Source organism: Neobacillus sp. plas4, from assembly GCF_057221695.1.
Map to the genome: position 1 here is coordinate 3,075,669 of NZ_CM170152.1, position 13,814 is coordinate 3,089,482.

Consider the following 13,814-nt stretch of genomic DNA (forward strand, 5'->3'; position numbering starts at 1 on the left):
CGTTTTCATTTTCGCTAGGAAATAATACCTCTTCTTAAAAGTTCACATACGGCATGGGAACGGTTGTGCGCGCCAAGCTTTTTGATGGCTGATTTCACATATTGCTTGACAGTTACTTCACTTATTTCCATTTCGGCTGCCATTTCTTTGATGCTCTCGCCCCAAGATATTTTTCTCATTACTTCTAATTCTCTTTTGCTTAACTCAGGTGTTTCTATTATACTATTGGACTTCTCCATATACTTTCCAACCATTCTTCCATAGTTGGAGAAAGAGGAGAGGATACTTTCGTCTATTACAGCATTGTCGGTAAATTCCGTCGTACATATATAGCCGATTACGGCTGAACTAGAACAAATTGGAATAACAGCCACTGACTTTACATTCGACGTCAGAATATATTTACTGTTTGTTTGTTTGAAAAATTCAATTCCAGAGCAATACTTTGCTCTTCTTTCTAGAATAGCAGAGTAGATGATAGGCAGGGTTCGAATATTGTCTCTGATCTCGTTTATGTAGACAATGCCGGTTGAATTCAACATTATTATTCCTTCTCCAAGATAGCCTAATGGGGAAAAGCGAAATAGATACGAATTTCGAACAGGGTAGAGAGACATATAACCTTCAAGAATTTTATAAAGTTTTTCCTCATGACTATCTGTTTCCTCTAGTTGTGCAATCTTTTCCATCAAGGTATAATCAGCTGCCAAATTATCATCTCCTTTTGGGGGATTGGACACATTTAAAAATAGGAATATTCAAATTATACAAAAAAATGTAACATTTAGATAGTGCTATTAGGTAAGAATCTTTTTATTAAGAAAGGAAGATTAAAAATGGCAAATTTAAAACCGCAGTCACAGATGTATTTAGAAGCGTTTAAGCAAATGCCAGCAATCGCTTCATTAGAACCACAAACAGTAAGAGATATGTTTGCTATGGCTCCCCTAGGAGAGGTTGAACTAGCATCGCTTGCAAAGGTTGAAGATCGTCTTATACCTGTTAAAGATGCAGAAATTAATGTGAGAATCTATACACCAGAAGGTCAAGGTCCATTTCCACTATTTGTTTATTATCATGGAGGCGGATGGGTATTAGGTGATATTCCAACATCAGATGCCAGCTGCAGAATGTTAGCAAATAAAACGGAGAGAATTGTCGTTTCAGTAGATTATCGACTAGCACCTGAACATAAGTTTCCTGTTCCGGTAGAAGATTCCTATGCAGCTTTACAGTGGGTAAGTGAAAATGCCGTGTCACTAAATGGAAACGCTTCCAATATTGTCGTTGGTGGAGATAGTGCTGGCGGAAATCTCGCTGCTGTCATGACATTAAAATCAAGAGAGGAAAAAGGACCTGCAATCGCTGGTCAGGTATTAATTTATCCGGTAACGGCATTAAGCTATGATTCCCAATCTTATCAAGACTTTAAAGAAGGATTTGGTTTAGACAGAGACTTGATGATTTGGTTTGGCAATTATTATATACGCAATGAAGAGGACGCAAAAAATAGTTTAGTTGCTCCAATTTTGGCCGAGGACTTAAGCAATTTGCCGCCTGCTTATGTACTTACAGCAGAGTGTGATGTATTGCGTGATGAAGGGGAAGCCTATGCAGAACGTCTAAAGGAAGCGGGAGTTCGCGTAGAATCTTCACGAGAAGAAGGATTAGTCCATGGATTCTTCACGAATATGGCTGTCTTTCCAGATGATATAAAAGCCGCGATAGATAAGTTTGCTGCGTTTTTAAGTAAAGTGGACCAAGAGGTTAGCAGAGTGTAATTTTCATAAGAAAAGCGTGTAAACCTTAAATTAGGAGGAGGAATCTTATGTCATGTACACAGGAGAATAATCAGATACAGAGTTTTGATGCTGTTGTCATTGGTGCAGGCTTTTCAGGACTGTATATGCTTTATCGTTTACGTGAGGCAGGTTTTTCTACTCGTGTTTATGAGGCAGCAGATGGTGTAGGAGGTACCTGGTATTGGAACCGCTATCCAGGGGCACGCTGTGACTCTGAAAGTATCTACTATAATTATACCTTTTCTGAAGAGCTGTATCGTGAGTGGACCTGGAGCTCTAGGTATCCAGAACAGCCTGAGATATTAAAATATCTCAACTTTGTTGCTGACAAGTTTGAGTTGAGACCAGATATTCGGTTTGAAACTCGAGTTAATTCAGCTCATTATGATGAAGAAAATAAGAGATGGCAGATATCACTAAATGATGGCAGTGTTGTTTCAGCTAAGTACTTCATTACTGGAGTAGGTTGTCTTTCAGCGTCTAATCTTCCTACATTTAATGGCTTAGAAAACTTCAAGGGTGATTGGTACCACACAGGACATTGGCCGCATACAAAGGTTGATTTTACTGGGAAGCGTGTAGGTATAATTGGGACGGGATCGAGTGGTGTTCAGGCTATCCCAGTCATAGCTAATGAAGCGGCACATCTTACTGTTTTCCAACGTACCCCACAGTATAGTGCTCCAGCAAGAAATCATCCTTATGATCCTGAGTATGTACGGCAAGCAAAAGAAAATTTTAGAGAAATTAAGAAGCAAATGCGTGAATCTTCTGGTGGGGCCCCTGCTGAAGTACCAACTAAATCCGCACTTGAGGTTTCACGAGAAGAGCGGATTCAGAAATACGAAGAGGCTTGGCGCTTAGGGGGCCAAGGAATTTTTACTTCTTACTATGATATTACCGTTAATGAAGAGGCAAACGAAACTGCTGCCGAATTCATTCGTTCCAAAATTCGGGACATTGTTAAAAATCCTGAAGTTGCAAAAATGCTTAGCCCTTCGTATCACTACGGAACGAAGCGCCCAATTATCGACACCGATTACTACGAAACCTTTAATCGAAGTAATGTTACTTTAGTAGATGTGAAGAGGAATCCGATACATGAAATAACCGAAACGGGACTTCGTACGACAAAAGGAGATTATGAACTAGATGCACTAGTGTTTGCCACAGGGTTTGATGGGATGACAGGTCCGCTGTTAAAAATTGATATCCGTGGAAAGGAAGGTATTTCCTTGAAAGAAAAATGGAATGGGGGAGAAAATACGCGAACCTATCTTGGAGTAGCAAATGCTGGATTCCCTAATTTCTTCATGATCACCGGTCCTGAAAGCCCTTCCGTTTTAAGTAACATGCCGGCATCCATTGAGCAGCATGTGGAATGGGTCTCCGATTGTATTGAATATATGAGAGAAAATAATTTTGAAATCATTGAAGCTAACGTCGAGGCTGAAGAAGCATGGAGCAAGCATTGTGGAGAGGTTGCCAATGCAACGCTCTTTGCGAAGGCAGATTCTTGGTACACGGGTGCCAACATCCCGGGTAAGACACGTAGATTCTTAATCTACTTAGGGGGTGTAGGAGCATATCGTCAGAGATGTACCGAAATCGCAGCAAATGGGTACGAAGGATTCAATTTTGAAAAGGTTACAGCACCCATACAGGGGAGTAGTAAATAACCTAGTAATCAGTTGAACTAAAAGCGTAAATCTCTGGACATTTTTCCAGGGATTTTTCTTTTTAAATAGACGTTCTTAGTAGTGGAAATTTCATTGTAAAAATTATCTAGATATCACAAAGTTGTCACTATCTTCACGCCACTCTTAAATTTCCAGACGTATAATAATAGTGAAGATAGGTTTTTTACATGGAGAGGATGATAATAATGTTAACGGATTATTCAAGAATCGTTGTCGCATATGATCATTCAGAATTAAGTAAAAAAGCATTAAAAATGGCCATTAATTTGGCGAAACAAGATAAAATTATTCAATTGTATGTTGTTACTGTCATGCAGCCAGTTCGGCCGATCCCATACTCGTCATATGGGTATGCACTCGCATTAAACCGCGAGTCTCAAGAAAAGGAATTCCAAGCTATTCGAAGTGAACTTGAAGAAGAATTAAAGCAGCTCCCAAATAAATCAACGATTATGCTAGTAGAAGGACTGCCAGGGCACATGATTGTTGAATTTGTAAAGGAATATGACGCCGACCTTGTCGTAATGGGAAGTAGAGGATTGAGTGGACTGAAGGAATTATTCTTAGGCAGTGTCAGTCATTATGTCGTTCAAAAGGCACCATGTCCAGTTTTCATTGTAAAATAAATCCAGGAAATGTAAAAAGCTTGTAGAAGAGTCCGTTTGGACAAATCTACAAGCTTTTATTTTTTTGCTGTGTTAAATAAGGCTGTTGATTTGCGCTCCAGTTGCTAGCGAAAGTAAAATAAACGGAGACTTTCCGGTTAAATGCAGAATGGAGTCTGTTTGAGAATAAATAAGAGGAGGTTTTCCGGTTATGCGAAGCAAAATTCTCCATTTTCACGTTTTTCGGATAAATAGGCGGATTCTCTCCGTCTATTTATGCTATTTTTAATAGAAATTTCTAATTAAGCGAGATTTTTCCGTCTATTTAGATTTTTAAAATTAATAAAATCAACAATAACCTTTATCACAGCCTATTTTTTAAAACGCATGGAATAAATTCCTCATAGCTGTCAATGTGAAAATCAGCTTCTATGTCTCGATTTTGAAAGGCGACGGTTTTGATTTTTAATTTTCTAGCTGGTTTTAAATCTAACTCCCGATCACCTACTACCAAATCAATATGGTATGTTTTTAAAACAAATTCATAGGAAGCAGGGTGAGGCTTTCTGTTGAAACCTTGTTCCTCTACCGATACAATTTCTTTAAAGTATTTTCTTAATCCATATTTCTCCAGCAGATAGATGGAAGATTCCATATCACGATGGGTAACGATTATATTGTTTTCAACAGCACCTAACACCTCTTCTAAATGCTCAAATGGCTTACTGTACATGGTGGAGTAATGTTTATCTAATCGTTTATACTCAGCTCTATAGGATTCATCAATCCCAAAATGCTTAAATGCTGTCTTCGAATCAATCTTCATCCATCGTAATACTTCCTGACGATCAAGTTCCCGCTGACTTAACTTCACAAAACCCTCGACCAATGCTGGATATGTATCGAAAAGTGTTCCGTCAAAATCCCATAAGATGTTCATAATAACCCCTCAAATCTGTGTATATTCTCTAAAAATAATACTGTATCACGAACAACATGATAATTCCATATAGATACTCAAAGTGTAGATTTCGAATGTATTTTCTTGCTAACAATTTCTGATATTAGTATAGGAAGGAAAAATAATGATTTGTTCATTTTTAGGAAGAAGTGATAAAGATGGGAGAAATAAAAAAGAGCGAAGCTTCATCCATTATGAAACAGGCATTAGCAGTTAACAGCAAGCCATTTCCATGGTTAAAAGCCTTTTCTGCTGGATTAGCGGCAAGTTTACCTATAATAATCGGGTTGCTCTTTGGTCACATAGAATATGGACTAATTGCAGGATTGGGCGGTTTCACCTACTTGTACGTCTTCAATATTCCTTATGCACAGCGAGCTAAAAAGTTGTTTTTTGTTGTACTTGGAATGACCTTGGTCACTTTTTTAGGAACCATTTCAGCACCTTATCCTCTTGCTGTTGCTATATTAATGGGGGTAATAGGAGGCACTGTTCTTTTTATTTTCGGAGCTTTAAAAATTGCTGGACCATCTGCCATCTTTTTTGTTCTGGTTTTTGCGATGACTTCTGGGATGGTGGAAGAACCAGAACTCGCTCTAATACGATCCGGTCTCGTTTTCCTTGGCGGCAGTCTATCATGGGTAATTGCCATGATTGGATGGTTTTTTAATCCACATGGTCCAGAGGAAAATGAAGTAGAGAGAGTCTATCTAGAATTGGCGGCATTCATAGACTCAGTAGGGACAGATAGCTTTAATGAATCGAGACACAGGATGATGTCCGTTTTAAATGCCTCAGATGAAACGCTCACCGTAGGATTTATCCCTTGGCAGGAATCAGAGGTATTTAAACGTTTATATCTACTAAATAAACAGGCAAACATGATATTTACGTATATCTTAAACAATTTTCTGGATTCTCAAGAAAAATTCCCGCCAGAATTAGGACAGATGGTAAGAGAACTTGCCCATTCATTTAATCAAAAGAAGGCGGAAGGTACTTACAAAAGGATTCTTCAGCCGAGTGAACTAGATCAGAAGGTAAGTCAGTTATTTACCATGGTTTATGATGCTGACGCACTAATGAATGAACCTGTTACAAAAATTAACCAAACTATTCAAATTTCCAAATTATCAGCGAAGACAAGATTTGCAGGTGCCTTTGACAAAAACTCCATTGTTTTCATCTCGGCTTTACGTTTTGGTTTTATTATTATTATTGCTGCGATCATTGCCTTTGAGCTTGATCTAGCACGCTCTTATTGGGTGCCGTTGTCCTGTGTGGCTGTCATGTCGGGAGCTACAATTGTGTCTACCTATCACCGTGCCATTCAACGAGGAATTGGTACGGTGATAGGTATTCTAATTGCCAGCTTGATCCTTGCTATGGAACCATCGGGATATATTATTGCTTTTTTTGTCCTTCTACTGACATTCATTACTGAGCTGTTTATTGTGAAAAATTATGGGCTGGCAGCCTTGTTTTTTACACCCAATGCTCTGTTGATGGCTGAAAGTACATCAGAAGGCAGTTTTAGCTTTACTTATTTTGCTTCAGCCAGAATCATAGATGTAATCATTGGGAGTGTGATCGGTCTAATTGGTGTATGGTTGATTGGAAGAAAGTCTGCTTCTAGTCGAATTCCACATTTAATTACCAAAACGATTAGAGCTCAGGCACAATTATTATTGGTCCTTTTTTCCGAACTAGGAGATGGCTTTCATGTTAGTAAAAGTGAAGGATTAAAAAAGATGCGAATCAATATTATGAATTTAAAAACCTTGTATCATACAGCTTCAGGAGAAATTCCTGTTAATAGAGAAGAATTGGATTATTATTGGCCCGTTCTTTTCTCCATCGAGCATTTAGGTTTTCTCCTGGAGGATTGCTCTAAAATGGAGAAACGACCAAAGCTATCAGATACTACCCTTTCGCAATTGATTTACGCGTGTGAAATGATGGCCCATGCTGCAAACCCACGTTCTTCAGACTCAATTAAAAACATTCCTGATATTGAGGGATTTCCAAGTATCCAAAGAGAATTGATTCATTTGCAGAATGCGCTTAGTTCGAGGATTTAAAGGATAAAAATGCATATACAACATCACCAAAAGGTTGAATTTTATATTTCAAAAAAAATCATGCACCTTTTTGAACCTTTATCATATGATAGCTTCTGTGAGAAATTTCTTGGAAGGAAGTATAACAATGAATAACCAAATCATCTTAACTAATAAAAATGACCAAAATGTTGGTGGAAATGGGTATAAAGTTATTGAAATCAATTTAAAGGACCCGTCAGAAAATGTATTTGCTGTGGTCACTCCTGTAAAAATGAAATGAGAGGGGACCCACTCTTAGATTAAGACGGAATATCTTCAAAATAATAGGGAAATTGGTCTTCATTAAGGCGATGAAGACTATTTCCATTCATAAAAACAGAGAAAGTGGACCTCATATGGGCGATGAGGACCATTTCCATTCATAAAAACAGAGAAAGTGGTCCTCATATGGGTGATGACGACCATTTCCATTCAAAAAAACAAAAAAAGTGGTCTTCATAAGAGCTGAACCCCCAAACTACCACCATCTCCACCATTTTTTTTGACTAGTGGCTGCAATCTGTCTTTTAGTTTCCTCTATCATTTTACTTTCAGCGATCATTTGCTCTGTTCGTTCGACAACTTTTAAAATCTGATTGATTTTCTCTTCTATATAGGCTTCCCGAACAGCCTTGTCCTTTAAAAGTTTAATTAAATCACCGTTTATTTGCTCCAAATGGTCTACCCGTTCTACCAGTTCATCATGATTACAAACCTTCTCTATTAACCTGTCATCACTTGTCTGTGAGGGTGCTATTTCTACTTTATCACTGACCGTTTTGTCATCCTCCGTGACTGTTTCTACTTCCTCCGTAACCAGCGTTTGTACTGCTTCGACCATGGTCATCCCTTGCTCCTGGCTTAATTCAATTAATTTGCGGAGAGTGATCATATTGTTTTCATCATAAGCCCGATGACCTCTCTTGTTGCGGTGGATGTGATATCCATGTCCTTCCAATAGAACTGCATACTTCCGTAATGTATTGCTGTCGAGTCCCAACAAATCCTGTACGTCACTAGGGGAATGTAGCTCAGACAAAGTGTTACACCTCCGCTATTTAGGTTATTTAAAAAATAAATCAAAGGCTACTGTAATCAGCCAACCAAGAGCAAGAGTTACAGATAAATAGGTACCTACATAGAGTAAAAGTTCTAGCATGATTCCTCCATTTTTGTATTTTTTCAAGTTAAAGCCATTATAACAATGGATTTTTAGAAATTTGTCGAACTGGGCGATAGTAATAGAACTGTAAATAGAAAGTTAACTTTCTTTAACAAAAGAAACAAAATGGTCCTACTATTACGAAATCTAGGAGATTATACTGTCATCAGCTTCTGGCAGATATGATTTTTTGCCCATATTTCAACCCTATTAATAGGTATCACTTAACTAGACAACGAAATTAATGTTCCGTAGACTAAAAACTATAGCATTTTTAAACAACTGATTCGTACATGCCTTCAAATAACTAGGATGTATGAAAAACCGGTTCAAAATGTATAAATGGGGCTTCTAATACAGCTGAAGAAGTTCATATGAATCACGAATTCGTGTGAATAAGAAAACGGGGGAGAAATTGCATGTTTGAATTTGATACAGGAATGGACCAATTAGCAAACATTAAAGTAATTGGCGTAGGCGGCGGGGGAAACAATGCTGTCAACCGGATGATTGAGGACGGAGTTGGCGGGGTAGAATTTATTGCTGTTAATACAGATGCACAAGCAATCAATCAATCGAGAGCAGCCATTAAGATGCAAATAGGTTCTTCTTTGACGAAAGGTCTAGGGGCAGGTGCCAATCCGGAAATAGGAAGAAAAGCAGTGGAAGAAAGCAAACATCAAATCGAAGAAGTTTTAAAAGGAGCAGATATGGTCTTTGTAACAGCGGGAATGGGCGGTGGCACAGGCACTGGTGCAGCGCCAGCTATTGCGAATATTGCCCGTAAGCTTGGTGCCTTGACCATCGGTGTCGTAACACGCCCTTTCAAATTTGAAGGACATAAACGGTCCATTAATGCGAATCGTGGAATCAGCGCGATGAGGGAAGCAGTCGATACTTTAATCATTATTCCAAATGATCGCTTATTGGAGATTGTTGATAAAAAAACACCGATGATTGAGGCTTTCCGTGAAGCAGATAATGTTTTACGTCAAGGTGTGCAAGGGATTTCTGATTTAATTGCGGTACCGGGATTAATTAACCTAGATTTTGCCGATGTAAAAACGGTCATGTCACATAAAGGAACTGCCTTAATGGGGATTGGCATTGCGAGTGGCAGTAACCGTGCTGCTGAGGCTGCGGAGAAAGCATTAAATAGTCCTTTATTAGAAACTTCCATCAATGGAGCACACGGTGTGATTATGAACATAACTGGCGGTCAAAATTTAAGTCTTTTTGAAGTCCAGGAAGCTGCTGAACTTGTGGCTGCATCTTCTAGCGAGGAATTAAATATGATTTTTGGATCAGTCATTAACGAGAACCTTCATGATGAAATTATTGTTACGGTCATCGCCACGGGATTCACAGATCAACAGGAGGAAGTACCACAAAAAGAACTACAGCCAGCAAGAGAGGAAATTGCCCATCTTCCATATCAAAGAGAACCACAGACAGATTATAACTATATTCATTATGAGCGCAATTATCATAGTGAACCTGTTCAAGATTATGATCAATACCAAGATGAGTCAGAAGAATCTCAGGAAGTACCATCATTTTTACGGAATCGGAGAAGACGGATGGATCGACTTAGAAAATAAAGATCAAAACCAGAATTACTTATCTCGCTGCCTTTAGGCAGCCTTTTTTAATGTAAATAAACGGAAGGGGAGAACATCCATTTTCTCAGGTATGATGATTAAAAAATTTCAAGTATTACTATTTTCTAGTCTGCACAGTATAATCAGGGATGGGAGTTGAGACAAGTGAATAAAAAAGATATCGCGAATATCCGAAAGCAATTTAAATTAAATAATCATCTAATGAATTTACGAGAAATCTTCAATGTTTATGTGAAAAAAGAATCAGGTGAAATCTACCATCAGGTGAGCCAGCCGTTCGAACTAGTAGATCAGGAAGCACAAGAATTGTTTTTAGCGAATTTCAAAAAGGTTTTAACCGGCAACCTGGACGCTAAATTATTCGAGCTTAAATTCAAACGCGATGTGGAATATAGCACACAGGCTATCCTCTTTGAAGGATTACAAGAGAAACTAACAGAAGACTGGAAAGAAAATATGCTGCAAGTCGTCGAGAAAATGTTTGCGAATACAGCTTATGAGTTTGACACAGTGGTCACGTTTATTCGCGGAGAATATCGGAAGGTTACCAAGAAACGGAATCAGGAATCTGAAGAGGGCGGCAATGATGAGGTTTATTCTAACGAGTTTATCCTATGCAGTCTTAATAAAACTGACCAGCCGAAAAAATCCTTGATGTTCGATTATATCGAAAAAGAATTCAAGTCCTATCACGTGGTCGATCCGATTATTAATTTAGAATCGCCGCTTTCAGGATTTTTGTTTCCTGCCTTTAATGACAATGCTGCCGATGTCAACCATATTCTCTATTATTCGGGGAAAATAAATCAGCCAGACTATTCTTTTATCGAAGAGGTTCTCAATTGTGAAGATATCATTACTGCACAGGAAGATAAGGACTGCTTCGATGCGATTTTAAAGGAAGTAATTGGTGACGAAGTGGATTCTAGGGTGATTTCAAATGTGTATGAGGAAATTGATAAAGTAGTTCAGGAAAACATTGAAAATGAAGCAAGTGAAGCACCAATGCTGGATTATCGCGACGTGGAACGAATCTTAACGGTAAGCGGTGTAGAAAATGTAGATAGTGCTAAGGTAGAACATGCCTTCAAAAGTGTGGTAGCGGATGAAACCCATGAATTTAAAGCTAACACTTTAGTCCCTAAATCAATAAAAATAAGTACCAGGCTAGCAGATGTAACAATTAATCCGAAAGATTTGAAAAATGTAAAATATATCACGTACGAAGGAAAAAGGTGTCTATTGTTGGAAGTCGATGAAGAGGTGGTCGTTGAAGGATTTCGCCTGGAGACCAAAACTCTCTAGTGGTTTTTTACCCCGAAATAGCAATAGCAATTAGTTGGTTCTCTACAAATAGGGTCCAACTTTTGTTTTAGAGTCACACTGAGAACTGAATAGCGGGAAGAAAAATACGCGATACTAATTAGTACTATTAATAAAAGGGGTATCCGTATGAAATTATTAGTCATTGGCGCAATTACCATGGGTGCGATTGTTTTTTCCTTATTGCCCATTTTATCTGCCCATTATTTCGAACCCACTATAAAAGACTCGATAAAATTTAATGTATATTTTCTTCCTCTCAGTTTTATAGGAAATATTTTTCTGTCTTGGGGTTTTATCCAAGGCAGCAAAACATTTGGAAATACGGTCATGCTGGGTGGTCTCCAAACTGGTATATATGCGGTTCTGGTCACCATTTTATCTATTTCTGTATTACAACAAAAAATTTCAGTCTACTCCATTTTAGGTATTATTCTAATTGGCATTGGTACGGTCTTTTTAAATAAATAAAAAGCTTGAAATTATTCAAGCTTTTTCTATTGCTTATTTAACTATCCTCAATCCTTTTCCTTCATGAATCTCTTGAATTCCTTCCTGACAAACTCCAAAAGAACGCCACGAACAAGTTTCACAGATTACTTGAATATCGGAGGGGACGACAGACTTTTTGATATGAGATTCAATGTCCTCCCAATTCAGTATTTGTCCGATTGTAAGCCCCATTTTTTCTAAAATAACAGCGTCTCTTTCATAAATATTCTCGTTTTGACAGTGATAGGTACCTGTGTTCGGGTATTTTTCACATAACTGGTCTGGTCCGTTTACAATCTGAATCAATGTCTTGGGATTCTCTCTCAAGCTCTGATGCAAACGGGTCATATTCTTAACGTATTCTTCGGAATAACCCATTCCACGGTAACCCAATAGGCAAAAAAGGTGATGACCCCGCAGCTTGAACATAATTTTCCCCCTAGTTAACATGTGTTAATTAAAGTTAACTGACTATCATTAATAGTTAACACTTTTTCTATATGATAGCATATCAACAAAGAACAATTGGAGATTTTTTGTTTTTTAAGCTTTTGATTTGTTCGAAACAGACAATATGAGATAGAAATGTTAAGGTTAAGTTAGAACACTGAATGAAATCCTTTGAAGTTAGATCTTTAACAGAGGGAAGTTTTAGTTGGAAAGGGCTTGCTGCGGCAATTGAAACATTCAATTTAAGAGGTTTTAGCGGATGCCTTCTGCGATAGGTTCACTTGTGTCTATCAGCTTCTGGAAATCCGCCATTTTATTTATTTACGGTTTTCAATAAATTTTACAACATCCCCGACCGTTTGAAGTGTTGCTGCCACTTTGTCACTAATTTCAATCGCGAATTCATCTTCAATTTCCATTGTCAGGTTTACCATATCAAGCGAATCAGCTTGGAAGTCGTCTTTAAATGTTGCTTCCGGAGCGATATTTTCCATTTTAATACCGAGTTGGTCTGCAATAATAGGCTTTAACTTTTCGTATGTTGTCATTCGGCCATCCTCCTAATTCATTCCTATCCATCATTATAGCAACCAAAATCAGAACATAAAACAATAAGAAAGTACTATTTATTAATTTTTAACCGTTCCATGTTTTAGCTAATTTCACACTAATTGGAATAGATATATAGAGGAGGTGTGTAAATTGAAAAAAAAATTTATGCAAATATGCAGATTACTAGTAGGAATTGTTTTTTTGACGGCAGGAATAAACGGTTATTTTGTCATTTTTGGACTACAACCATTTATTGCAACCAGCCCTGAAGCCATGTCATTATTTGAATTTGATTATCTATTAATCGTGGAAAAAACGTTAGAAATTATTTGCGGGACTTTAATCCTGTTCAATCAATTTATCCCGTTAGCCATTGCCGTCCTATCGCCAATTGTCGCAAACATCTTTTTACTTCATTTGTTCCTAGACCATTCATTACTTCCTTTAGCTATAATACTTGTTGTCACTCATGGTTATTTGTTGATCTATTACAGAAAAAACTTTATGAGTATATTCGAAAGAAAACCAAAACCTTTTTAGTAAAAAAAGGATAGATGGAGCATTTTTTATTGCCCGTCTATCCTTTATTTTTCATCGCTATGCTGTGTTTAAATGTTAATGCGAACGCATTTAACAATTCATATGTGGTGAATCTGGGTGCATTTCCATAAACTCAATCCAATTTCCATCAGGATCCTGTATCCAGAATTGGTAGTTTAAAGCTCGCCCTTGCGTAATTTCATCCGCTAAAGTAACTCCGTTCTTCTTAAAACGATCGGCAGTTGCATGGATATCATCCACTCTAAAACACACATGATGCTCTCTTAATCGATCGCCTTCTTTGCCTCCGTAGAATAATTCAATAAAATACCCATCAGTGACTTTAATGTATACAATCCACGGCTCACCGTTCGGTGTATTTAATTCAAATGCTTTCGTAAATCCTAACTTATTGCAATAAAAATCCACTGAACGTTCCATATCAATGACTTTCAAACCAACGTGATTAATTCCACTGATCATTGTTAATTCCACCTTTAATA

General features: G+C 37.8%; 15 protein-coding genes. 9 read left to right on the forward strand and 6 right to left on the reverse strand.

The annotated features are described in order from the left end of the window. Positions 1-14: 14 nt before the first annotated feature. Positions 15-710: a response regulator transcription factor gene (locus AC2TFD_RS15265; RefSeq protein ID WP_484673447.1), complete on the reverse strand. Its 696-nt coding sequence runs from the start codon at positions 708-710 to the stop codon at positions 15-17. A 126-nt stretch (positions 711-836) separates the two neighbouring features. Between AC2TFD_RS15265 and AC2TFD_RS15270 the strand changes: the two genes are divergently transcribed. From AC2TFD_RS15270 to AC2TFD_RS15280, 3 genes are all read left to right on the forward strand, one after another. Then, entirely contained in the window at positions 837-1,781 is a 945-nt protein-coding gene (locus AC2TFD_RS15270; protein ID WP_484673448.1) for an alpha/beta hydrolase, read from the forward strand. A gap of 47 nt (positions 1,782-1,828) precedes the next feature. Then, complete coding sequence (locus AC2TFD_RS15275; protein ID WP_484673449.1) at positions 1,829-3,481, forward strand: flavin-containing monooxygenase; 1,653 nt, start codon at positions 1,829-1,831, stop codon at positions 3,479-3,481. Positions 3,482-3,687: 206 nt separating this feature from the next. Then, positions 3,688-4,128 (forward strand): universal stress protein, encoded by a 441-nt coding sequence (locus tag AC2TFD_RS15280; protein WP_484673450.1) that lies wholly within the window; start codon positions 3,688-3,690, stop codon positions 4,126-4,128. Between the two features lie 343 nt (positions 4,129-4,471). Here the strand turns inward: AC2TFD_RS15280 and AC2TFD_RS15285 are convergent, their stop codons facing one another. Then, entirely contained in the window at positions 4,472-5,047 is a 576-nt protein-coding gene (locus AC2TFD_RS15285) for an HAD-IA family hydrolase (protein WP_484673451.1), read from the reverse strand. Positions 5,048-5,226: 179 nt separating this feature from the next. Between AC2TFD_RS15285 and AC2TFD_RS15290 the strand changes: the two genes are divergently transcribed. Then, positions 5,227-7,149: an FUSC family protein gene (locus AC2TFD_RS15290; RefSeq protein ID WP_484673452.1), complete on the forward strand. Its 1,923-nt coding sequence runs from the start codon at positions 5,227-5,229 to the stop codon at positions 7,147-7,149. Positions 7,150-7,276: 127 nt separating this feature from the next. After that, positions 7,277-7,411: a hypothetical protein gene (locus tag AC2TFD_RS15295; RefSeq protein ID WP_484673453.1), complete on the forward strand. Its 135-nt coding sequence runs from the start codon at positions 7,277-7,279 to the stop codon at positions 7,409-7,411. 237 nt (positions 7,412-7,648) lie between these two features. On the opposite strand, the gene AC2TFD_RS15300 is transcribed toward AC2TFD_RS15295, so the two are convergent. Further along, the gene (locus AC2TFD_RS15300) at positions 7,649-8,209 is read right to left on the reverse strand and encodes a MerR family transcriptional regulator (RefSeq protein WP_484673454.1); all 561 of its coding nucleotides are present in this window, start codon (positions 8,207-8,209) and stop codon (positions 7,649-7,651) included. Between the two features lie 542 nt (positions 8,210-8,751). Here AC2TFD_RS15300 and ftsZ point away from each other — a divergent pair. The 3 genes from ftsZ to AC2TFD_RS15315 all read left to right on the forward strand — a co-directional run bounded on the left by ftsZ (position 8,752) and on the right by AC2TFD_RS15315 (position 11,748). Then, positions 8,752-9,933 carry a cell division protein FtsZ gene (gene ftsZ / locus AC2TFD_RS15305; RefSeq protein ID WP_484673455.1) on the forward strand — a complete coding sequence of 394 codons (1,182 nt, stop codon included), beginning with the start codon at positions 8,752-8,754 and terminating at the stop codon, positions 9,931-9,933. Positions 9,934-10,098: 165 nt separating this feature from the next. Next, positions 10,099-11,259 carry a DUF4317 domain-containing protein gene (locus AC2TFD_RS15310; RefSeq protein WP_484673456.1) on the forward strand — a complete coding sequence of 387 codons (1,161 nt, stop codon included), beginning with the start codon at positions 10,099-10,101 and terminating at the stop codon, positions 11,257-11,259. Between the two features lie 147 nt (positions 11,260-11,406). Continuing rightward, positions 11,407-11,748 (forward strand): hypothetical protein, encoded by a 342-nt coding sequence (locus tag AC2TFD_RS15315; protein WP_484673457.1) that lies wholly within the window; start codon positions 11,407-11,409, stop codon positions 11,746-11,748. Positions 11,749-11,781: 33 nt separating this feature from the next. On the opposite strand, the gene AC2TFD_RS15320 is transcribed toward AC2TFD_RS15315, so the two are convergent. Beyond that, on the reverse strand, positions 11,782-12,198 hold the full coding sequence (locus AC2TFD_RS15320; protein WP_484673458.1) for a DUF1284 domain-containing protein: 417 nt from the start codon (positions 12,196-12,198) through the stop codon (positions 11,782-11,784). A gap of 338 nt (positions 12,199-12,536) precedes the next feature. After that, entirely contained in the window at positions 12,537-12,767 is a 231-nt protein-coding gene (acpP, locus tag AC2TFD_RS15325) for an acyl carrier protein (RefSeq protein ID WP_484673459.1), read from the reverse strand. Between the two features lie 154 nt (positions 12,768-12,921). On the opposite strand from acpP, the gene AC2TFD_RS15330 reads away from it, so the two are divergent. After that, entirely contained in the window at positions 12,922-13,311 is a 390-nt protein-coding gene (locus tag AC2TFD_RS15330) for a hypothetical protein (protein WP_484673460.1), read from the forward strand. A gap of 90 nt (positions 13,312-13,401) precedes the next feature. On the opposite strand, the gene AC2TFD_RS15335 is transcribed toward AC2TFD_RS15330, so the two are convergent. Then, positions 13,402-13,794 (reverse strand): VOC family protein, encoded by a 393-nt coding sequence (locus tag AC2TFD_RS15335; RefSeq protein WP_484673461.1) that lies wholly within the window; start codon positions 13,792-13,794, stop codon positions 13,402-13,404. Positions 13,795-13,814 lie beyond the last annotated feature (20 nt).